This is a genomic window from Pseudomonas sp. JE3303, assembly GCF_056312565.1.
This window is the reverse complement of the sequence record NZ_JBWGIF010000014.1, coordinates 119,674-142,028: the sequence shown is the minus strand read 5'-3', so window position 1 is coordinate 142,028 and position 22,355 is coordinate 119,674. Positions and strand designations below refer to the sequence as shown.

18 protein-coding genes are annotated in these 22,355 nt (G+C 63.6%); 13 read left to right on the top strand and 5 right to left on the bottom strand.

All coding sequences use genetic code 11. The features are described 5' to 3' along the window. Window positions 1-11: 11 nt before the first annotated feature. Window positions 12-3,500 (bottom strand): chromosome segregation protein SMC, encoded by a 3,489-nt coding sequence (gene smc / locus AC0ZZU_RS20110; protein WP_476343014.1) that lies wholly within the window; start codon window positions 3,498-3,500, stop codon window positions 12-14. Window positions 3,501-3,502: 2 nt separating this feature from the next. Further along, window positions 3,503-4,162 carry a GntR family transcriptional regulator gene (locus AC0ZZU_RS20105; RefSeq protein WP_476343012.1) on the bottom strand — a complete coding sequence of 220 codons (660 nt, stop codon included), beginning with the start codon at window positions 4,160-4,162 and terminating at the stop codon, window positions 3,503-3,505. Window positions 4,163-4,437: 275 nt separating this feature from the next. Here AC0ZZU_RS20105 and xdhA point away from each other — a divergent pair, with 275 nt between their 5' ends. The 4 genes from xdhA to guaD are packed head-to-tail and all read left to right on the top strand — an operon-like array spanning window position 4,438 to window position 10,480. Continuing rightward, the gene (gene xdhA, locus AC0ZZU_RS20100; RefSeq protein ID WP_476343011.1) at window positions 4,438-5,892 is read left to right on the top strand and encodes a xanthine dehydrogenase small subunit; all 1,455 of its coding nucleotides are present in this window, start codon (window positions 4,438-4,440) and stop codon (window positions 5,890-5,892) included. After that, window positions 5,885-8,281, top strand: a complete 2,397-nt coding sequence (xdhB, locus tag AC0ZZU_RS20095; protein WP_476343009.1) for a xanthine dehydrogenase molybdopterin binding subunit — start codon at window positions 5,885-5,887, stop codon at window positions 8,279-8,281. The genes xdhA and xdhB overlap by 8 nt, the downstream gene beginning before the upstream one ends. Window positions 8,282-8,319: 38 nt before the next feature. After that, the gene (gene xdhC, locus AC0ZZU_RS20090) at window positions 8,320-9,165 is read left to right on the top strand and encodes a xanthine dehydrogenase accessory protein XdhC (protein ID WP_476343008.1); all 846 of its coding nucleotides are present in this window, start codon (window positions 8,320-8,322) and stop codon (window positions 9,163-9,165) included. Between the two features lie 10 nt (window positions 9,166-9,175). Next, window positions 9,176-10,480, top strand: a complete 1,305-nt coding sequence (guaD, locus tag AC0ZZU_RS20085) for a guanine deaminase (protein WP_476343006.1) — start codon at window positions 9,176-9,178, stop codon at window positions 10,478-10,480. Between the two features lie 25 nt (window positions 10,481-10,505). On the opposite strand, the gene AC0ZZU_RS20080 is transcribed toward guaD, so the two are convergent. Further along, complete coding sequence (locus tag AC0ZZU_RS20080; protein ID WP_476343004.1) at window positions 10,506-11,264, bottom strand: GntR family transcriptional regulator; 759 nt, start codon at window positions 11,262-11,264, stop codon at window positions 10,506-10,508. A 274-nt stretch (window positions 11,265-11,538) separates the two neighbouring features. Here AC0ZZU_RS20080 and AC0ZZU_RS20075 point away from each other — a divergent pair, with 274 nt between their 5' ends. Beyond that, complete coding sequence (locus AC0ZZU_RS20075; RefSeq protein WP_158461635.1) at window positions 11,539-12,888, top strand: NCS2 family permease; 1,350 nt, start codon at window positions 11,539-11,541, stop codon at window positions 12,886-12,888. A gap of 189 nt (window positions 12,889-13,077) precedes the next feature. Here AC0ZZU_RS20075 and uraH read toward each other — a convergent pair whose 3' ends face one another. Then, a complete protein-coding gene (gene uraH / locus AC0ZZU_RS20070; protein WP_158461636.1) occupies window positions 13,078-13,431 on the bottom strand; it encodes a hydroxyisourate hydrolase in 354 nt (117 codons plus the stop codon). A gap of 389 nt (window positions 13,432-13,820) precedes the next feature. On the opposite strand from uraH, the gene puuE reads away from it, so the two are divergent. The 7 genes from puuE to AC0ZZU_RS20035 all read left to right on the top strand — a co-directional run bounded on the left by puuE (window position 13,821) and on the right by AC0ZZU_RS20035 (window position 20,642). After that, the gene (gene puuE, locus AC0ZZU_RS20065; protein ID WP_476343002.1) at window positions 13,821-14,750 is read left to right on the top strand and encodes an allantoinase PuuE; all 930 of its coding nucleotides are present in this window, start codon (window positions 13,821-13,823) and stop codon (window positions 14,748-14,750) included. After that, entirely contained in the window at window positions 14,747-15,262 is a 516-nt protein-coding gene (gene uraD, locus AC0ZZU_RS20060) for a 2-oxo-4-hydroxy-4-carboxy-5-ureidoimidazoline decarboxylase (protein ID WP_476343000.1), read from the top strand. The genes puuE and uraD overlap by 4 nt, the downstream gene beginning before the upstream one ends. A gap of 62 nt (window positions 15,263-15,324) precedes the next feature. Then, window positions 15,325-15,828, top strand: coding sequence for an ureidoglycolate lyase (locus AC0ZZU_RS20055; protein ID WP_158461639.1), 504 nt, complete (start codon window positions 15,325-15,327; stop codon window positions 15,826-15,828). Window positions 15,829-15,877: 49 nt separating this feature from the next. Beyond that, window positions 15,878-17,203, top strand: a complete 1,326-nt coding sequence (locus AC0ZZU_RS20050) for a urate hydroxylase PuuD (protein ID WP_476342998.1) — start codon at window positions 15,878-15,880, stop codon at window positions 17,201-17,203. Between the two features lie 130 nt (window positions 17,204-17,333). Further along, window positions 17,334-18,689, top strand: coding sequence for a nucleobase:cation symporter-2 family protein (locus AC0ZZU_RS20045; protein ID WP_476342997.1), 1,356 nt, complete (start codon window positions 17,334-17,336; stop codon window positions 18,687-18,689). Window positions 18,690-18,708: 19 nt separating this feature from the next. After that, a complete protein-coding gene (locus tag AC0ZZU_RS20040; RefSeq protein WP_476342995.1) occupies window positions 18,709-19,494 on the top strand; it encodes an outer membrane protein OmpK in 786 nt (261 codons plus the stop codon). Between the two features lie 365 nt (window positions 19,495-19,859). Further along, on the top strand, window positions 19,860-20,642 hold the full coding sequence (locus AC0ZZU_RS20035; RefSeq protein ID WP_476342994.1) for an outer membrane protein OmpK: 783 nt from the start codon (window positions 19,860-19,862) through the stop codon (window positions 20,640-20,642). A gap of 44 nt (window positions 20,643-20,686) precedes the next feature. Here the strand turns inward: AC0ZZU_RS20035 and AC0ZZU_RS20030 are convergent, their stop codons facing one another. After that, window positions 20,687-21,601 (bottom strand): DUF808 domain-containing protein, encoded by a 915-nt coding sequence (locus AC0ZZU_RS20030; protein WP_476342992.1) that lies wholly within the window; start codon window positions 21,599-21,601, stop codon window positions 20,687-20,689. 142 nt (window positions 21,602-21,743) lie between these two features. Here AC0ZZU_RS20030 and AC0ZZU_RS20025 point away from each other — a divergent pair, with 142 nt between their 5' ends. Continuing rightward, window positions 21,744-22,352, top strand: a complete 609-nt coding sequence (locus AC0ZZU_RS20025; protein WP_158461645.1) for a TetR/AcrR family transcriptional regulator — start codon at window positions 21,744-21,746, stop codon at window positions 22,350-22,352. The last annotated feature ends 3 nt before the right edge of the window (window positions 22,353-22,355 follow it).

Below are 22,355 nucleotides of genomic sequence, written 5' to 3'. Positions count from 1 at the left end.
ATTCCAGCGCATCAGGCGTCGACCATGGCCATCGCCTCCTCCACATCGACGGCGACCAATCTTGAACAGCCCGGCTCGTGCATCGTCACGCCCATCAGCTGGTCGGCCATCTCCATGGCGATCTTGTTGTGCGTGATGTAGATGAACTGCACGGTCTCGCTCATTTCCTTGACCAGCCTGGCGTAACGCCCGACGTTGGCATCGTCCAGCGGGGCATCGACCTCGTCGAGCATGCAGAACGGTGCCGGATTGAGCTTGAAGATGGCAAATACCAGCGCCAGCGCGGTCAGTGCTTTTTCGCCACCGGACAGCAGATGGATGGTGCTGTTCTTCTTGCCCGGTGGTCGCGCCATGATCGTCACCCCTGTATCGAGTAGATCTTCGCCCGTCAGTTCCAGATAAGCGCTGCCACCGCCGAAAACTTTTGGAAAAAGTGCCTGCAAACCAGCGTTTATCTGATCAAAGGTATCCTTGAAGCGGTTACGGGTTTCCTTGTCGATCTTGCCGATGACGCTTTCCAGTGTCTCCAGTGCCTCGACCAGGTCGGCGTTCTGCGCGTCGAGGTAGCGCTTGCGCTCGGATTGCTGCTGGTACTCCTCGATGGCGGCGAGATTGATCGCACCGAGGCGCTGGATGCGAGCTTCGACTTGCTCCAACTCCTGGCTGGTGCCTTCCTCGCTTGCTTCTGAGTCTAGCGTGGCAAGCACGCCCTGAAGGTCGTAGCCGTCGGCCAGCAACTGCTCCTGCAAGGTGGTGCGGCGCACGTCCAGGCCCTGGCTTTCGAGGCGGATCTGTTCCAGCTGGCCGCGCAGCAACTGCGACTGCTGCTCGGCCTGGGTGCGGCGTTTTTCGGCATCGCGCAGTTCGCGGTCGGCTTCGTCCATGTGCAGGCGGGCCTGGCGCATTTCTTCGTCGACGCTCATGCGCCGTTCGAGCATTTCTTCAAGGGTCAGGCGCAGCTCTTCAAGTGGTGCTTCGCCCTCTTCGAGGTTGAGGCTGAGTTGCTCTTGCTTCTCGGTCAGGCGCGCGGCCTGCAGCTCCAGGCGCTCCAGCGCCTGGCGGGTGGAATCGTGCTGGGCGCGCAACGAGCCCAGGCGGACGGCCAACTGGTGAGCGTGATCCTTGTGCTGACGGGCGTCCTGGCGAACGCTGTCGAGGTGCACTCGCAGGGTGTCGCGGCGAGCCAGCAGTTGTTCACGCTGCTCGGTGTCCTGGGCCATCAGCTCGAGGGCGTCTTGCAGCAACAGCCGGGCCTCGCCGAGCTGCTCGTGCTCCAGGGCACGCTGCTCCTGCAGTTCAGCCAGCTCTTCGCTCAGGCGACGACGGCGCAGTTCAAGCTGTTCGGCACGGGCACGGCCGGCCGAGAGCTGGGCCTTGAGCTCGCTGTGCTGGCGGCTTTCCTGCTGGTTGCGGCGGCGCAGTTGTTCGCGCTGCTCTTCCAGCTCGCGCTGCTGGTCGCGCAGGCTCTGGACCTGCTGCTGAAGTTGTTCGAGCAGGGCTTCGTGCTCGCGCTGCTCCAGGCCAAGGCGCTCGATTTCCTGGCCACGGGCAAGCACGCCGCCCTGGGATTCACTGGCGCGGCTGATCCGCAGGAAGTGCCGGCCGACCCAGTAGCCGTCGCGGCTGACCAGGCTCTGGCCTTCGCCTAGCCCGGCACGCTGGGCCAGCGCCTGCTCGAGGTTTTCGACCGGGCGAACCTGGCCTAGCCAAGGCGAGAGATCGGCCTTGCCCTCAACCTTGTCGAGCAAGCTGTCTTGAACGCCCGGGCCCGCGCCTGCCGTCACCAACAGACGCAGGTCGCCTTGCTCCAGCGCCGCGAAATCAAACTCATTGAAATCATCGACCAGCACCGCTTGCAGGTCGGCCCCGAGCACGGTTTCCACCGCCAGCTCCCAGCCCGCTTCGACGCGCAGTCCTTCGGCCAGCCGCGGCCGCTGTTCCAGGCCTTGCCCGCGCAGCCAGTCGGCGGTGCCGCCGCCCGGCTCAAGCGCGGCTTGCTGCAAGGCTTCCAGCGAAGCCAGGCGCCCGCCCAGGCGCTGCAGGTCACCCTGGGCCTGCTGCTCTGACTGAGTGGCCTGCTGCAGCTGCCCGCGCACGCTTTCAACCCGCTCGATCACCTGTTGCTCGGCCATCTGCAGTTCTTCGAGCAGAAGCTCGCTGCTGGCCACCTGCTCTGTCAGGTCAAGCATGGCCGCGTCCTGGGGATCGGCGCTCAGCTGGTCGCGCTCTTCACCCAGCTTGCGCTGGCGATCGGCCAGGCGCTCCAGACCGGTTTCCAGTTGCTGCAGGCGCGATTGCTGGACTTCGGCCTGGCGGCGCGGCTCCGAAGACCGGGTATTGAAGCTGTCCCATGTTTCCTGCCAGCCGTGCATGCCCAGCTCGGCTTCTTCAAGGGTGGCGGAGGCTTCTTCGGCCGCGGCCAGGGTGAGCTCCTGCTCGGGCTCGAGCATTTCCAGCTCTTCACTGAGCGTGGCCAGCAAGGTGCGGTCGTGGCCCAGGTGCGACTCGGTTTCGAGGCGCGTGCGCTCGGCTTCCTTGAAGTCGTCCTGCAACTGGCGCAGACGTTGCTGGCCGTGCTGGATGCTCTGCTCGACGCGGGCGATGTCGCCGGCCACCGAATAGAAGCGCCCTTGCACCTGATTGAAGCGCTCTGACAGTTCATGGTGCCCGTCACGCAGGCGCTCGATGCTCGCATCGGCGTTGCGCTGCTCGGCGACCAGGGCTTCCATGCTGACCTGCTGGTCGCCGATCACGCTCTCGCGCTGGCGCACCTGGGCGTCGAGCGACTGCCAGCGCAGGGCCGACAGGCGTGCCTTGAGCTGGCGCTCCTGGGCCTTGAATTCCTTGTACTTCTCGGCAGCCTGGGCCTGGCGGTGCAGCCGGTCCAGCTGGCGCTCGAGCTCTTCGCGCAGGTCAGTCAGGCGAGCGAGGTTCTCCTGGGTACGGCGAATGCGGCTCTCGGTCTCGCGGCGGCGCTCCTTGTACTTGGAGATGCCCGCGGCTTCTTCGATGAAGTTGCGCAGTTCCTCGGGCTTGGCTTCGATCAGCTTGGAGATCATGCCCTGCTCGATGATCGAATAGCTGCGCGGGCCCAGCCCGGTGCCGAGGAAGATGTCGGTGATGTCGCGCCGGCGGCACTTGGTCCCGTTGAGGTAATAGGTGTTCTGCGCGTCGCGGGTCACTTTGCGGCGAATCGAGATTTCGGCGTAGGCCGCGTATGCGCCCACCAGGGTGTTGTCGCTGTTGTCGAAGACCAGCTCGATACTGGCCTGGCTCACCGGCTTGCGGCTGGTCGAGCCGTTGAAGATGACGTCGGTCATCGACTCGCCGCGCAGGTTCTTGGCCGAGCTCTCGCCCATCACCCAGCGCACCGCATCGATGATGTTGGACTTGCCGCAGCCATTGGGACCGACCACGGCGGCCATGTTGCTGGGGAAGTTGACCGTGGTGGGGTCGACGAATGACTTGAAGCCGGCCAGGCGAATGCATTTGAGGCGCATGGTCAGTCCGGCGCCAGTGCAGCCAGCACCAGCTCGCAGCTGCGCTGGCAATAGGCACGCAGTACGTCGCGGATGCGCGCCAGGTCACGCTTGACCACGGCGTCCAGCAGCTGGGCAAACAGCGCGAGGTAGTCCTGCATGCTGGCCTGGCGCTGGTCAAGCGCCAGGTAATAGGCACGGCTCATGGCCGGCTGCAGGTTCTCGACGGTTTCTTGCAGGTACGGGTTGTTGGCGAACGGATACGCCGCGCGCATGACTGCGAAACTCTCGGCGACAAAGGCCTTGATGTCCTGGCGGTCGTGCGCCTCCTGCAGGCGCTGCTGGATCGCCAGGAAAGGCTGCAGGTCGCCCTCGCTTTGCCAACGCTCGGCCACGGCATTGCCCAGCAGGGTGTACAGCTCGCCCATCAGGTTGCACAGGCTGCGCACGTTGTGCTCGTCCAGGCGGGTCACGTGTGCACCACGGCGTGGCAGGATCGCCACAAGATGGCGCCGCTCGAGGATCAACAACGCTTCGCGCACCGAACCACGGCTGACGTTCAGCGCCTGGGTCACCTTCTGCTCCTGGATGCGCTCACCGGGCACGAGCTCGCCACGGATGATCCGTTCGGCCAGATAGTGGGCGATCTGCTCGGAGAGGCTGTCCGGCGCCTTGAACGTCATGGTTTTCCTTCGAAATCAGTGGACTCTGCACGGGGGCGCGATTGTAGCGCACTTGCCTGGCCGCCGCGCAGAGGCGACACCGGCTTTAATCGACCGCAGGGCGTAAAACCCCCGTCCAGAACAGGCCCGATCTATGCTTGAAGTAAAGGTGGATGGGCGGCCAGGATCCAGCTCGGGCACTTTCCTGACCTTTGAGTCAGAAAATTATTGACCATGGGGTCAGCGCTCGCTTAGATTCCACCCAACAACAATAAACACTTGATGAGGCCTTCCCAGTGATCCAGTTTCTTGTCAATCAGGAGCTGCGCAGTGAGCATGCCCTGGACCCGAACATGACGGTGCTGCAGTACCTGCGCGAGCACCTTGGCAAATCCGGCACCAAGGAAGGCTGCGCCAGCGGCGACTGTGGCGCGTGCACGGTGGTGGTGGGCGAGCTTTGCCTGGATGACGAGGGCCAGGAGAGCCTGCGTTACCGCAGCCTCAACTCATGCCTGACGTTCGTTTCGTCCCTGCACGGCCGGCAGCTGATCAGTGTTGAAGGCCTCAAGCACCAAGGCCGCTTGCACAGCGTGCAGCAGGCCATGGCGGACTGCCATGGCTCGCAGTGTGGGTTCTGCACGCCAGGCTTCGTGATGTCGCTGTTCGCGCTGCAAAAGAACAGCGAAGGCCATGACCTGCACCAGGCCCAGGAAGCCCTGGCTGGCAACCTCTGCCGTTGCACGGGCTACCGGCCGATCCTCGCGGCCGCCGAGCAGAGCTGCCGTCGGCCCTGCAAGGACCAGTTCATCGAACAGCAGGCGCAGACCATCGCCCGCCTCAAGGCCATCGCCCCGCAGGACACCGGCGAACTCAACAGCGGCGACAAGCGCTGCCTTGTGCCGCTGACCGTCGCCGACCTCGCCGATCTCTACAGCTCGCACCCCGAGGCCCGCCTGCTGGCCGGCGGCACCGACCTGGCGCTGGAAGTGACGCAGATGCACAAGGCGCTGCCGGTAATGATCTACGTGGGGCACATCGCAGAGCTCAAGCGAGTCGAGACCACCGCTACGCATATCGAGATCGGGGCCGCCACTTCGCTGACCGACTGCCATGCCGCGCTCAGCGCCGACTACCCTGACTTCGGCGACCTGCTGCACCGCTTCGCCTCCTTGCAGATCCGTAACCAGGGGACCCTGGGCGGCAACATAGGCAATGCCTCGCCGATTGGTGACTCGCCGCCGCTGCTGATTGCCCTGGACGCGCAGGTCGTCCTGCGCCAGGGCGGGCGCCAGCGCACCCTGGCCCTTGAAGACTATTTCATCGACTACCGCATCACTGCGCGCCAGGACAGCGAGTTCATCGAGAAGATCATCGTGCCACGGGCCAGCAATGAGTGGACCTTCCGCGCCTACAAGGTCTCCAAGCGCCTGGACGATGACATCTCCGCGGTGTGCGCGGCGTTCAACCTGCGCATCGAAGACGGTGTGGTCAGCGGCGCGCGTGTCGCCTTCGGCGGCATGGCGGCGATTCCCAAGCGTGCCCGTGCCTGCGAGGCGGCGCTGCTCGGCAAGCCCTGGAACCACGCGACTCTGGAGCGGGCCTGCCAGGCCCTGGCCGAAGACTTCACGCCGCTGTCCGACTTCCGCGCCAGCAAGGAATACCGACTGCTGACCGCGCAGAACCTGCTGCGCAAGTACTTCATCGAACTGCAAACGCCGCACATCGAGACCCGGGTGACCGCTTATGTCTAACCATCACGTAGCCAAGAGCCAGGCCGAGATGGCCGAGCTGTTCAGCCAGGACCTGACCACGGGCGTCGGACGCAGCCTCAAGCACGACAGCGCTGACAAGCACGTGTCGGGCGAGGCGGTGTATATCGACGACCGGCTGGAGTTTCCCAACCAGCTGCACGTCTATGCACGCATGTCAGACCGCGCCCACGCCAGGGTGCTGCGCATCGACACCACGCCCTGCTACGCCTTCGAGGGTGTACGCATCGCCATCACCCACGAGGACATCCCCGGCCTCAAGGACATCGGCCCGCTGCTGCCCGGCGATCCGCTGCTGGCCATCGACAAGGTCGAGTTCGTCGGCCAGCCGGTGCTCGCCGTTGCCGCGCGCGACCTTGCAACCGCACGCAACGCCGCGATGGCGGCCATCGTCGAATATGAAGACCTGGAGCCGGTACTCGACGTCGTCGAGGCCCTGCGCAAGAAACACTTCGTGCTCGACAGCCACACCCACCAGCGCGGCGACTCGGCCAGCGCCCTGGCCACTGCGCCATATCGCCTGCAGGGCACGCTGCACATCGGCGGCCAGGAGCACTTCTACCTGGAAACCCAGATCTCCTCGGTGATGCCTACCGAGGATGGCGGGATGATCGTCTACTGCTCGACCCAGAACCCCACCGAGGTGCAGAAGCTGGTGGCCGAGGTGCTCGACGTGCCGATGAACAAGGTGGTGGTGGACATGCGCCGCATGGGCGGCGGGTTTGGCGGCAAGGAAACCCAGGCCGCCAGCCCTGCCTGCCTGTGCGCGGTGGTCGCGCGCCTCACCGGGCAGCCGGCCAAGATGCGCCTGCCGCGGGTCGAGGACATGCTCATGACTGGCAAGCGCCACCCCTTCTATATCGAGTACGACGTCGGCTTCGACGACAGTGGCCGCCTGCACGGGATCAACTTCGATCTCGCCGGCAACTGCGGCTGCTCGCCCGACCTCTCGGCCTCGATCGTCGACCGCGCCATGTTCCACGCCGACAACGCCTACTACCTGGGCGACGCCACGGTGCACGGCCATCGCTGCAAGACCAACACCGCGTCCAACACCGCTTATCGCGGCTTCGGCGGCCCCCAGGGCATGGTCGCGATCGAGCAGGTGATGGACCATATCGCCCGCCACCTGGTGCTCGACCCGCTGGCCGTGCGCAAGGCCAACTACTACGGCAAGACCGAGCGCAACGTCACCCACTATCACCAGACCGTCGAGCACAACATGCTCGAAGAGATGACCGCCGAGCTCGAGGCCAGCGCCGACTATGCCGAGCGGCGGGAATCGATCCGCCGCTTCAACGCCAACAGCCCGGTGCTGAAGAAGGGCCTGGCGCTGACCCCGGTGAAGTTCGGCATCTCGTTCACCGCCAGCTTCCTCAACCAGGCCGGCGCGCTGATCCACATCTACACCGATGGCAGCATCCACCTCAACCACGGCGGCACCGAGATGGGCCAGGGCTTGAACACCAAGGTGGCGCAGGTGGTGGCCGAGGTGTTCCAGGTCGATTTCAATCGCATTCAGATCACCGCGACCAATACCGACAAGGTGCCCAACACATCGCCGACCGCAGCGTCCAGCGGCGCGGACCTGAACGGCAAGGCCGCGCAGAACGCTGCCGAGATTCTCAAGCAGCGCCTGGTCGAGTTTGCCGCCCGGCACTACAAGGTTAGCGAAGAGGATGTCGAGTTCCGCAACAGCCATGTGCGCGTGCGCGACCAGATCCTCAGCTTCGAGGCGCTGGTGCAGCAGGCCTACTTTGCCCAGGTGTCGCTGTCGAGCACCGGTTTCTACCGCACCCCGAAGATCTACTACGACCGCAGTCAGGCGCGCGGCCGGCCGTTCTACTACTTCGCGTTTGGCGCCGCCTGCGCCGAGGTGATCGTCGACACGCTCACGGGCGAGTACAAGATGCTGCGCACCGACATCCTGCATGACGTCGGTGCCTCGCTGAACCCGGCCATCGATATCGGCCAGGTCGAAGGCGGTTTCATCCAGGGCATGGGCTGGCTGACTACCGAAGAGCTGGTGTGGAACGCCAAGGGCAAGCTGATGACCAACGGACCGGCGAGCTACAAGATCCCGGCAGTGGCCGACATTCCGCTGGACTTGCGCGTGAAGCTGGTGGAGAACCGCAAGAATCCCGAGGACACGGTGTTCCATTCCAAGGCCGTGGGCGAACCGCCGTTCATGCTCGGCATCGCCGCCTGGTGCGCGATCAAGGATGCGGTGGCGAGCCTTGCCGACTACCGCGTGCAGCCCCAGGTTGACGCCCCGGCGACGCCCGAGCGGGTGTTGTGGGGGTGCGAGCAGATGCGCAAGGTGGTGGCGGCGCAGCAGCCGGCCGAAGCCCCAGAAACCGTCACGCCGTAACCGTACAGGCGCGCGCACCCCGCAAGAGGATTTCCATCATGCACCAATGGATCAACGCCCTCGCCGACCTCCAGGCCCGCGGTGAACCCTGCATCCTGGTGACCATCATCGAGGAGCGCGGCTCGACCCCGCGCAATGCAGGCTCGAAGATGGTGGTCAGCGCCAGCCAGCTGTTCGATACCATCGGCGGCGGCCACCTGGAATTCAAGGCGCTGCACATCGCCCGGGAGATGCTGGAGCACAAACGCGACACGCCGCACCTTGAGCGCTTCAGCCTGGGCGCCAGCCTTGGCCAGTGCTGTGGCGGCGTCACCGTGCTGCTGTTCGAGCCCATGGGCGCGGTGCAGGCGCAGATCGCGGTGTTCGGCGCAGGCCATGTCGGCCGCGCTCTGGTACCCTTGCTCGCCGCGCTGCCCTGCCGGGTGCGCTGGATCGATTCGCGCGAGCAGGAATTCCCCGAGCTCATCCCGGCCGGGGTGAGCAAGGTGGTCAGTGAAGAGCCGGTCGACGAAGTGGAAGCACTGCCCGCAGGCAGCTACTGCATTGTCATGACCCATAACCATCAATTGGACCTCGAGCTGACCGCCGCGATCCTCAAGCGCAACGACTTCACCTGGTTCGGCCTGATCGGCTCGCAGACCAAGCGCGCCAAGTTCGAGCACCGCCTGCGCGAGCGCGGCTACAGCGACGCGCTGCTGCAACGGATGCGATGCCCGATGGGCCTGGCCGAGGTCAAGGGCAAGCTGCCCATCGAGATCGCCGTGTCGATCGCCGGTGAAATCATCGCCACCTACAACGCCCGCTTCGGCCAGCACGACGCTGCCGCCAATGCCGGCCCCATTGCCCAGTTGCTGCCGCCTTCGCGGCGCAGCCACGCCAGTTGACGAGAGCCATATGAGCGCAACCCGCAAAGCCTACAGAGCCGCCCTGCTGCACAGTGTCGCCGACCCCGCCGAGGTCGGCATCGAAGCCTCCTTCGAGTATTACGAGGAGGGCCTGCTGGTGGTCGACAACGGCCGCATCAGTGCCTTGGGCGAAGCCCATGAGCTGCTGCCGACCGTGGATGCCGACATCGAAGTGGTGCATTACCAGGATGCCCTGATCACGCCCGGCTTCATCGACACGCATATCCATTTCCCACAGACGGGCATGATCGGCTCCTACGGCGAACAGCTGCTCGACTGGTTGAACACCTACACCTTCCCCTGCGAAAAACAGTTCGCTGACAAAGCGCATGCCGACAAGGTCGCTAAGATCTTCGTCGAGGAATTGCTGCGCAACGGCACCACCACGGCCCTGGTATTCGGTAGCGTGCACCCCGAATCGGTCAACGCGCTGTTCGAGGAAGCCGAGCGCCTTGACCTGCGGATGATCGCCGGCAAGGTGATGATGGACCGCAACGCCCCGGACTACCTGACCGACACCGCCGAGTCGAGCTACACCGAGAGCAAGGCGCTGATCGAGCGCTGGCACGGCAAGGGCCGCCTGCACTACGCCGTCACGCCACGCTTCGCGCCCACCAGCACGCCCGAGCAGCTGACACTCGCCGGGCAATTGCTCAAGGAGTACCCGGACCTGTACATGCACACCCACCTGTCCGAGAACCTCAAGGAGATCGATTGGGTGAAGGCACTGTTCCCCGAGCGCAAGGGTTACCTGGATGTGTACGACCACTTCGAGCTGCTCGGCGAGCGCTCGGTGTTCGCCCACGGCGTGCACCTGTGCGACGAGGAATGCCAGCGCCTGGCCGAGACGGGCTCTGCCGTGGCCTTCTGCCCGACGTCCAACCTGTTCCTGGGCAGCGGGCTGTTCAACCTGCCCCAGGCCGAGCGCTTCAAGGTCAATGTGGGGTTGGGCACCGACGTGGGGGCGGGTACCAGCTTCTCGCTACTCAATACACTCAACGAGGCGTACAAGGTCATGCAGCTGCAGGGTGCGCGCTTGCATCCGTTCAAGTCGCTGTACCTGGCCACGCTGGGGGGCGCACGTGCATTGCGCCTGGACGACCGGATCGGCAGCCTGCGGCCGGGCAACGACGCGGATTTCGTGGTGCTCGACTACAAGGCTACGCCGCTGCTGGGGTATCGCATCGAGCAGTCGAAGAGTATCGAGGAGACATTGTTCGTGCTGACCACGCTGGGCGATGACCGCACCGTGCGGGAAACCTATGCGGCGGGACAGTGCGTGCACCGCCGCTAGGCAACCATGGAAGCGGGTGTGTCGATCAGCCCTTGCTCGACACCCGCTTCTTGCTCTGCAGCAGATGCGAAAACACCGCGTGCAGGTCGTCCGAGGCGCTTTCTTCGTCGAGGTTGAGCTTGCTGTCGATATGATCCATGTGATGCATCATCAGGCTCACTGCCTGCTCGGCATCACGCGCCTCGATGGCGTCGATCAACTGCATGTGCTCGTCATAGGAGCAATGCGAGCGGTTGCCGCTTTCATACTGGGCGATGATCAACGAGGTCTGCGACACCAGGCTGCGCTGGAAACTCACCAATGGCGCGTTGCCTGCCGCCTCGGCCAGCTTGAGGTGGAATTCGCCCGACAGGCGAATGCCCGCGCCGCGGTCACCGCGTGAAAAACTGTCGCGTTCTTCACGGACCATCTGGCGCAACTCATTGAGCTGCTCGGCCGTGGCGTGCTGCACGGCCAGCTCGGTGATGGCGCGTTCGACCATGCGCCGCGAGAAGAACACCTGGCGAGCCTCTTCGACCGTCGGGCTCGCGACAACCGCGCCACGATTGGGGCGCAGCAAGACCACGCTCTCGTGCGCAAGGCGCGACAGGGCGCGGCGGATGATGGTGCGGCTGACGCCAAAGATCTCGCCCAGCGCTTCCTCGCTCAACTTGGTACCCGGCGCCAGGCGCTGCTCGAGGATCGCCTCGAAGATGTGCGCATAGACGATGTCGTCCTGGGTGCCGCTGCGGCCGGCCTTGCCGGTGCGCGCAGGCTTTTTCAGAGGTTGCAGCTGTTCGTTCATGGGCACTCGAGCACAGGAAAGGTATGGGCGCATTGTACACAGGCATAACCGTTTCTGCAGGTGGCGATTGCCCATATATCGACAGTGCGTCCGATTGTACGCGCAAAAGATAAAACATTATTTGCATTCTTTGTACACAAACGCATAATCCAGCGAGCCGCTTCCTGACCTGAAAGTCAACAAAAGGCCAGGCATCTGCTTCCCTCGCGGAGTCCCCAAGTGCATCGCTCAGGACCAGGCTCCGAACAACAAGAAGACTTGAGGAGTACTCGCTGTGGAAAGCCGCAAATCAGAAGCCCCCACGCTCGACCTCGCCCCACCGCTCGAAACGGGCTGGCTGGAACGCCTCTTCAAACTCAAGCGACACGGCACCACCGTCAGGACAGAGCTGATCGCCGGGGTGACCACCTTCATCACCATGGCCTACATCATCTTCGTGAACCCCAACATCATGGCCGACGCCGGTATCGATCACGGGGCGGCCTTCGTCGCCACCTGCATCGCCGCAGCGCTCGGCTGCCTGCTGATGGGCCTCTACGCCAACTGGCCAGTGGGCCTGGCGCCGGGCATGGGGCTGAACGCCTTCTTCACCTACACCGTGGTCGGCACCATGGGCTACACCTGGGAAGCAGCGCTGGGCGCGGTCTTCGTGTCCGGGGTGCTGTTCATGATCCTGACGCTGTCGCGGGTGCGTGAATGGCTGCTCAACAGCATCCCCGTGAGCCTGCGGCACGCGATGGGCGCCGGCGTCGGACTGTTTCTCGGACTGATCGGCCTCAAGACCGCGGGCATCGTCGTCGACAGCCCGGCTACCCTGATCAAGCTCGGCTCGATGCACGAGCCCGCTCCCCTGCTGGCTGCGGTCTGTTTCCTGATGATCGCCGTGCTCAGCTATCACCGGGTGTTCGGCGCGATCCTCATCAGCATCATCGCCGTCACGCTCGCCGGCTGGGGCCTTGGCCTGGTCGAATATGGCGGGGTGTTCTCCCTGCCGCCCAGCCTGGCCCCGACCTGGATGGCCATGGACGTGGCGGGCGTGTTCAACGTCAGCATGATCAGCGTAGTGCTGGCATTTCTGTTCGTGCACATGTTCGATACCGCCGGCACCTTGATGGGCGTCGCGCAGCGGGCCAACCTGGTCAGTGCCGACGGACGCATCGAAAACCTCTCGCGCGCGCTCAAGGCCGACAGCGCCTCCAGCGTATTCGGGGCCGCCGTCGGCGTACCGCCCGTGACCAGCTACGTGGAAAGCGCCGCCGGCGTTGCGGCGGGCGGGCGCACGGGATTGACCGCCGTGGTGGTCGGCCTGCTGTTCGTCGCCGCGATGTTCTTCGCGCCGCTGGCCGGGATGATTCCCGCGTATGCCACGGCAGGGGCGCTGATCTACGTCGCGATGCTGATGATGGGGAGCATGGCGCATATCGAGTGGGACGATGCCACCGACAGTATTCCGGCGATCGTCACAGTGATCATGATGCCGCTGACTTTTTCTGTGGCGGACGGGATTGCGCTTGGGTTTATCAGCTATGTGGCGCTGAAGGCAGGGACCGGGCGCTGGAGCGAGATCTCAGCGAGTCTGTGGGTACTGTGTGTGATCTTCATCGCCAAGTTCGTGTTTCTCTGAGCGCAGGGGGGGCCTCTGGTGCCGCGGATCTCAAGCGCGCCACAAGGTCCCAAGCGCACGCCCCGCGATGCGCCGCGCGGGCGGCGCTCGATCTCATAGGCGCCACAAGGCCCAACCGCACCCCCGCAGACAAAAAAAAGCCCGCAGTGTGAGCGGGCAAGGACCTACGAAGATTCTTCCAACGACCTACTAGCTTCCGCGATAGGTCGAATAGCTGTACGGCGAAATCAGCAGCGGCACATGGTAGTGCTCCTGCCCCGCATCGATGCCAAACCTCAATACCACCACATCAAGAAACGCAGGCTCCGGCAACGCCACGCCCCGGGCGCGGTAATAATCGCCAGCGCTGAACTGCAGCTGGTACACCCCACTGCGGTAGTCGTCACCCTGCAACAACGGCGCGTCCACCCGGCCGTCGCTGTTGGTCAAGACAGTGTTCACCAATTCCAGCTGCTGGCCTTCGACCCGATAAAGCTCGACCTTGATCGAGCTGCCAGGGCAGCCGTGGGCAGCGTCCAGTACGTGCGTGGTCAAACGTCCCATTTGCTTGTCGCCTCTTGTCAGATCCGTGGGCAGAAAATACACGCGAATCGCCGCGACCAAGGCAGGCGGCGTTCGGGAATGACGTTATTAAGACACTTGAACGGTAAATTGTACACAATTTTTCACGCCCTCTTGGCACCGTTGCCGCTGCGCATCATAAACTTGCCCATCAGTCGCAAATACAGGCGCGGTAACGACGCCGTCGTCACAAGCTGACTATCCAGGCAGGTTTCTTGCAGCATCTTTCTGCATGACCGCAAGGAAGAAATGCGGAAAAACAGGCTTACAAAAGATTTCAGAAGTTGTATACAATCACTCCATCCGGTGCGCGCGATACCCAGACTCGGGACGGCCACTACCCGCACAAACGCACAAGAAGGAAGACTGCAGTGAGCGCTGACTACCCTCGCGACCTGATCGGTTACGGCAACAACCCACCTCATCCGCGCTGGCCGGGGAATGCCCGCATCGCGTTGTCTTTCGTGCTCAATTATGAAGAAGGCGGCGAGCGCAACGTCTTGCATGGCGACAAGGAGTCCGAAGCCTTCCTGTCCGAGATGGTCGCGGCTCAGCCCCTGCAGGGCGTGCGCAACATGAGCATGGAGTCGCTGTACGAATACGGCAGCCGCGCCGGCGTCTGGCGCCTGCTCAAGCTGTTCAAGGACAGCGGCGTGCCGTTGACCGTGTTCGCCGTGGCCGAGGCCGCCCGCCGCCATCCGGATGCGATCCGCGCCATGGTCGAGGCCGGCCACGAGATCTGCAGCCACGGCTATCGCTGGATCGACTACCAGTACATGGACGAGGCCCAGGAACGCGAGCACATGCTCGAGGCCATCCGCATCCTCACCGAACTGACCGGGGAGCGCCCGCTGGGTTGGTACACCGGCCGCACCGGCCCCAACACCCGCCGCCTGGTGATGGAAGAAGGTGGCTTTCTCTACGACAGCGACACCTATGACGACGACCTGCCCTACTGGGAAAAGAACAACCCTACCGGCAAGCCGCACCTGGTGATCCCCTACACCCTGGACACCAACGACATGCGCTTCACCCAGGTGCAGGGCTTCAACTGTGGCGAACAGTTCTACCAGTACCTCAAGGACGCGTTCGACGTGCTCTACGAAGAAGGTGCCGTGGCGCCGAAGATGCTCTCGATCGGCTTGCACTGCCGCCTGGTCGGCCGCCCCGCCCGCCTGGCCGCGCTCAAGCGCTTCGTCGACTACGCCAAGGGCCACGAGCAGGTGTGGTTTGCCCGCCGCGTCGACATTGCCCGCCACTGGCACGCCACCCACCCGTTCAACGCAGAGAACGCCAGATGACCGCTTTCAAGACCCTCACGCCTTCGACCCTGGACCGCACTGCGTTCGTCGAGGCTTTCGCCGACATCTACGAGCACTCGCCGTGGGTCGCGGAAAAAGCCTTTGACCTGGGCCAACCGGGGGAGCTGGACGACATCGAGACCCTGCACCAGCGCATGAGCGACATCCTGCTCAGCGCCGACCATGCAGCGCAGCTGGCACTGATCAACGCCCACCCGGACCTGGCCGGCAAGGCAGCGGTCCAGGGCGAGCTGACCGAGTCCAGCACCCACGAGCAGGCCGGTGCCGGTATCCACCAGTGCACCGCCGAGGAATTCGCCCGTTTCACCGAGCTCAACGACGCCTACAAGGCCAGGTTCCAGTTCCCGTTCATCATGGCGGTCAGGGGCAGCAACCGGCACCAGATCCTCGCCTCGTTCGAAAAGCGTATCCACAACGACGCCGATGCGGAGTTCAAGGAAGCGTTGGCCCAGATCAACCTGATCGCCCTGTTCCGCCTGTTGCAGCTGTAAAGGCCGCGCGTCCGCGGCCTGCTTCTTGCTAGTCCCTACAACACAGATAAAGAGATACCCGCATGCGCACTCTAGTGATTGAGCCCCTGACCAAAGAAGCCTTCGCCGCGTTCGGTGACGTGATCGAAACCGACGGCAGCGACCACTTCATGATCAACAACGGCTCGACCATGCGCTTCCACAAGCTCGCAACGGTCGAGACCGCCGAGCCCGAGGACAACGCGATCATCAGCATCTTCCGCGCCGACGCGCAGGACATGCCGCTGACCGTTCGCATGCTGGAACGCCATCCGCTGGGCAGCCAGGCTTTCATCCCGCTGCTCGGCAACCCCTTTCTGATCGTGGTCGCGCCAGTTGGCGATGCACCTGTATCAGGTTTGGTCCGCGCCTTCCGCAGCAATGGCAGGCAGGGCATCAATTACCATCGCGGCGTCTGGCACCACCCGGTGCTGACGATCGAAAAGCGGGATGACTTCCTGGTGGTTGATCGCAGTGGTTCTGGCAACAACTGCGATGAGCATTTTTTCATTGAGGATGAGCAACTGATCCTCGACCCCCACCAATAAGAGAAGACCTGAGCGCCCGGCAACAAGGGCGCCAGTGGAGGTAAAGACTGTGGAAGCACATTTGCTGGAATGGCTGAACCTGAGCGTGCGCTGGGTTCACATGATCACTGGCGTGGCCTGGATCGGCGCGTCGTTCTATTTCGTATGGCTGGAGAACAACCTCAACCGCGTCAATCCGCGCGACGGCTTGTCGGGTGACCTCTGGGCGATCCACGGTGGCGGCATCTACCACCTGGAGAAATACAAGCTCGCCCCGCCGAAGATGCCGGACAACCTGCACTGGTTCAAATGGGAAGCCTACTTCACCTGGATGTCGGGCATCGCGCTGCTGTGCCTGGTGTTCTACTGGAACCCGACGCTCTACCTGCTGGCCCCTGGCAGCACCCTGAGCGGCCCGGAAGGCGTGGCCATCGGCATCGGCTCGCTGGTCGCCGCCTGGTTCATCTACGACTTCCTCTGCGACTCGCCCCTGGGCAAGCGCCCCGTCCTGCTCGGCGGCGTGCTGTTCGTGCTGATCATCGCGGCGTGCTTCGGCTTCAGCCTGGTGTTCAGCGGCCGCGGCGCCTACCTGCACACCGGTGCGATCATCGGCACCATCATGGTCGGCAACGTGTTCCGCACCATCATGCCCGCCCAGCGCCAGCTGGTGGCCGCGATCGAGCGTAACGAAACCCCCGATCCGATCCTGCCGGCCAAGGGCCTGCTGCGTTCGCGCCACAACAACTACTTCACCCTGCCGGTGCTGTTCATCATGATCAGCAACCACTTCCCGAGCACCTACGGCAGCCAGTACAACTGGCTGATCCTGGCCGGGATCGCGGTAGCCGCGGTATTGATCCGTCACTACTTCAACACCCGCCACGACAGCAACAAGTACGCATGGGCCGTGCCCGTCGGCGCCCTGGCGATGATCTGCCTGGCCTACGTCACCGGTCCCAAGCCGCTGCCGACCGCCCCTGAGCAGGCCGCCGCCAAGGTCGAGTACCAGCCGCTGCCCGAGACCGCACTGGGCGGCAAGACCGCTGCCGAAAAAGCCGCCGAACAGGCTGCCGCTCCAGCGCAGCCCGCGGCACCTGCCGAGGCTCCGGCCGAAGCGACCGCCAAGCTGGATGACGCCGGCTTCGACAAGATCCACAACGTCATCCAGGAACGCTGCACCGTGTGCCACTCGGCCCAGCCGACCAGCCCGCTGTTCAGCGCCGCCCCCGGTGGCGTGATGTTCGACACCCCGCAGCAGATCCAGCAGCAGGCCGCGCGCATCCAGGCGCAAGCGGTTGCCAGCCAGATCATGCCGCTGGGCAACATCACCCAGATGACCCAGCAGGAGCGCGAGATGGTCGGTGCGTGGATCGCCAAGGGCGCCCCTACCCACTGACAGCAGCCGCAATCCAGTACGTAGCAAGCATCGAGCTGCAGGCTCCAGGCACGCAGGCTTCTCTCTTGAAGCCCGCGGCCTGAAGCGTGCCGCTTGGATCCGAGAATAAAAACAAGACTCGAGGTGCTGCATGTCCGTGTCATCCAAGGCGTACATTCCCGTCGCGCCCCCACGACAGCCGCTGTCCCTGTTCCAACTGATCCTGGTGGGCCTGCAACATGTATTGCTGATGTACGGAGGCGCGATCGCCGTGCCGCTGATCATCGGCCAGGCCGCGGGATTGTCCCGTGAAGAAGTCGCTTTCCTGATCAACGCCGACCTGCTGGTCGCGGGGGTCGCCACCATCGTCCAGTCGTTCGGCATCGGCGCCGTGGGTATCCGCATGCCGGTGATGATGGGCGCAAGCTTTGCGGCCGTCGGCAGCATGGTCGCCATGGCCGGCATGCCGGGCGTCGGCCTGCAGGGGATCTTCGGGGCGACCATCGCCGCCGGGTTCTTCGGCATGCTGATCGCGCCCTTCATGTCAAAGGTCGTGCGCTTCTTCCCTCCCCTGGTCACCGGCACGGTAATCACCTCGATCGGGCTCTCGCTGTTCCCGGTCGCGGTCAACTGGGCCGGAGGCGGCGAAGAGGCGGCTGTCTTCGGCTCACCGATCTACCTCACCGTGGCTGGCCTGGTGCTGGCCACCATCCTGCTGATCAACCGGTTCATGCGTGGCTTCTGGGTCAATGTCTCGGTACTGATCGGCATGGGCCTGGGCTACGTGCTGGCGGGCTCGATCGGCATGGTCGACCTGTCTGGCCTGGACCAGGCGCCGTGGCTGCAGGTGGTCACGCCGCTGCACTTCGGCATGCCGACGTTCAGCCTGGCGCCGATCCTGTCGATGTGCCTGGTGGTGGTGATCATCTTTGTCGAGTCGACGGGCATGTTCCTGGCCCTGGGCAAGGTCACCGACCGTGAAGTCACCCCGGGCATGCTGCGCCGGGGCCTGATGTGCGATGCCGGCGCCTCGTTCGTGGCGGGTTTCTTCAACACGTTCACACACTCCTCCTTTGCCCAGAACATCGGCCTGGTGCAGATGACCGGCGTGCGTTGCCGCTACGTCACCGTGGTAGCGGGCGGCTTGCTGATCGTGTTGAGCCTGTTGCCCAAGGCGGCCTTCCTGATCGCGTCCATTCCGCCTGCGGTACTGGGCGGGGCCTCGATCGCCATGTTTGGCATGGTTGCGGCCACGGGGATCAAGATTCTCCAGGAAGCGGACATCGGCGACCGGCGCAACCAGCTGCTGGTGGCCGTGAGCGTCGGCATGGGACTGATCCCGGTGGTGCGTCCGGAGTTCTTCGCGCAGATGCCCCAGTGGATGGAGCCCATCACCCACAGCGGCATCGCCATGGCCACGGTCAGCGCGCTGGTACTGAACCTGCTGTTCAACATCCTTGGTGGGGCCGAGCGCGCCGTGCACAACGACGCCGCCCACCAGCACTGAGTCATCCGGGAATCACGACATGACGCGTATCGTTCCGACTTTATTGCTCGGCTGTACCCTGCTGGCCACCGTCCCGGCCATGGCAGGCGACTGGTTGCAATGGCAAGGCAACAGCCTGACGTACCTGTATGGCAAGGATTTCAAGGTCAACCCGCGGATGCAGCAGACGGTGACCTTCGAGCATGCCGACAAATGGAAGTACGGCGACAACTTCCTGTTCATCGACAAGATCTTCTACAACGGCCAGGCCGACCGCAACAAAGGCGGCACGACCTACTACGGCGAGTTCAGCCCACGGCTCTCGTTCGGCAAGATCTTCGACCGCAAGTTCGAGTTCGGGCCCATCAAGGACGTGTTGCTGGCCATGACCTACGAGTCTGGCGAAGGTGACAACGAGGCGTACCTGATCGGCGCGGGCTTTGACCTGGCGATTCCCGGCTTCAACTACTTCACCCTCAACATCTACCAGCGCAATACCGAGGGCAGCCGTCCTGGGGACCGGGTCTGGCAGATCACCCCGGCGTTTTCCTACACCATTCCCGTGGGCCGTTCGGACATCCTCATCGACGGCTACATGGACTGGGTGGTCGACAACGACCAGACCCGCCGCGGCACCTACCACGCCAACCTGCAGTTCAACCCCCAGGTCAAGTACGACCTGGGCAAGGCCCTGAACCTGGGCGCCAAGCAACTCTACGTGGGTGTGGAATACAGCTACTGGAAGGACAAGTACGGCATCGACAACCGCGGCAATGTGGACAGCAACCAGAGCGCTACCAGCGCGCTGGTCAAGGTGCAATTCTAATAAGCTGACCAAACGCCCAACTTTGTTGCAACGTGCTTCATGAAGGAGCACTTGAGGCCCGGCGCGCAAGCCAGTAATCTGCGCGCCCCCTCGATCAGGGCAGGACGGATTCTGCTCATGTTTACTGACCGCTCAGTCAATGAATTCGGGCGGTTGGCGAATCTGTTGCCAGCCTCAAAACCGTTTTTCATCCGTTCAGAACGACGTCGAGCAGGATGGTTGTGCCTTACCCGGAAAGTTGGCGCAGCTCTTGCCAAACAGCTGTGGGCAATCGAAAAAAGCTGACTCAAAAGACAAAAATCAAAGCACACAACAGCGCCGCTTCGAGCGCTGACAACAGAACCAATCAAGGGAGCGACCTACCCATGCGCATCACCAACAGCCTGATCCTGGCCGCCGGCCTGCTGGCCACCGGCAACAGCCTTGCCGGCGACCTGCTGCAGTGGCAGGGCAACAGCATCACCTATCTCTACGGCAAGGATTTCACCGTAAATCCCGAGATCCAGCAGACCTTCACCTTCGAGCATGCCGACGGCTGGAAGTACGGCGACAACTTCATCTTCATCGACAAGATTTTCTACAACGGCAAGAAAGACTCAGGCAACGGGCCGAACACCTACTACGGCGAGATCAGCCCGCGCCTGTCGTTCGGCAAGATCTTCGACCAGAAGCTCGCGTTCGGGCCGGTCAAGGACGTGCTGCTGGCCATGACCTACGAGTTCGGCGAAGGCGACACGGAGGCCTACCTGATCGGCCCTGGCTTTGACCTGGACGTCCCGGGCTTCGACTACTTCCAGCTCAACTTCTACCAGCGCACCACCGACGGCGACCGTGCGGGCGATAACGTCTGGCAGATCACCCCGGCCTGGTCCTACACCATCCCCGTGGGCTCTTCCGACATTCTCATCGACGGCTTCATGGACTGGGTGGTCGACAACGACAAGAACCGCCGCGGCACCTACCAGGCCAACCTGCACTTCAACCCGCAGATCAAGTACGACCTGGGCAAGGCGCTGAGGATGGGCGACAAGCAGCTGTATGTCGGTATCGAATACGACTACTGGAAGAACAAGTACGGCATCAAGGACAGCGATGCCTTCGACACCGACCAGAACACTGCGAGCCTGCTGGTGAAAGTGCAGTTCTGATCGTCTGGAAGTCGCCCCGCAGGCACTGCGTGCGCCCGGCAGCTTTAGTGCGCGGGGCGCATCGCGCGCCAGAGCTTGCTGGCCACCGCTACTACGGCCAGCACCGCGGCGCCGGCGATCACGCCGGCCACGCCGTTGAGCAACGCCCCGGTCAAGGCGCCGCCGCGCCCTTCGCTGAACGCTTCGATGGCGTGGTGCAGCGGCGCGATGCCATGCACCAGGATACCGCCGCCCACCAGGAACATCGCCGCGGTGCCGATCACCGACAGGCTCTTCATCATGTACGGCGCCGCCCGCAGGATACCGTTACCGATCGCCTGCGCAGCGCTCGATGCCTTCTGGGTCAGCCACAAACCCAGGTCGTCGAGCTTGACGATACCGGCCACCAGCCCATACACACCGATGGTCATGACGATCGCGATACCCGACAGCACGATGATCTGCTGGGTCAGCGGCGCATCGGCCACCGTGCCCAGGGTGATGGCGATGATCTCGGCCGAAAGGATGAAGTCGGTGCGCACCGCGCCCTTGATCTTCGTCTTCTCGAATTCCACCAGGTCGACGCTCGGGTCGGCCACCGCTTCTGTCAGCGCCGCGTGCCCGGCCTGGTCCTCGTCCTTGCTGTGCAGGAACTTGTGCGCCAGCTTCTCGAATCCCTCGTAGCAAAGGAACGCGCCGCCCAGCATCAGCAGCGGCGTCACGGCCCAAGGGATAAAGGCACTGATCAACAGCGCGGCCGGCACCAGGATCAGCTTGTTCAGGAACGAGCCCTTGGCCACCGCCCAGACCACCGGGATTTCCCGCTCGGCGCGCACGCCGGTGACCTGCTGGGCGTTGAGCGCCAGATCATCGCCGAGTACGCCCGCGGTCTTCTTCGCGGCGACCTTGGTCATCACCGACACATCGTCGAGAATCGTGGCGATGTCGTCGATCAGCACCAGTAGACTGCTACCTGCCATGGTCTTGGGTTTCCAGAAGTGTAATGGGCCTTGAGTCTAGCCCAAAGTCGCTGCCTTGAGCGCGTTGCAAGGCCGGTGCTACCATGCGCGATCACCCCTGCCGGGCCACTGCCTGCGGCCAGACATGAGGAAATGCCCTACCATGAGCAGCATTCGCGAGCGCAACAAGGAGCTGATCCTGCGCGCGGCCAGTGAAGAGTTCGCCGACAAAGGCTTTGCCGCTGCCAAGACCAGCGATATTGCCGCCAAGGCCGGGCTGCCCAAGCCGAACGTCTATTACTACTTCAAGTCCAAGGACAACCTCTACCGCGAGGTGCTCGAGAGCATCATCGAGCCGATCATGCAGGCGTCGACGCCGTTCAGTGCCGACGGCGAACCCAACGAGGTGCTCAGCGCCTACATCCGCTCGAAGATCCGCATCTCCCGCGACCTGCCGTTTGCCTCCAAGGTATTCGCCAGCGAGATCATGCATGGCGCGCCGCACCTGAGCCCGAGCCAGGTCGAGCAGCTCAACGAGCAGGCCCGTCATAACATCGAGTGCATCCAGCGCTGGATCGAACGCAAGCAGATCGCCCCGATCGACCCGCACCACCTGATGTTCAGCATCTGGGCCGCGACCCAGACCTACGCCGATTTCGACTGGCAGATCTCGGTGATCACCGGCAAGCACAAGCTTGATGACAGTGATTACGAAGCTGCAGCGCAAACGATCATTCGCCTGGTGCTCAAAGGGTGCGAGCCGGACGCCTGATCC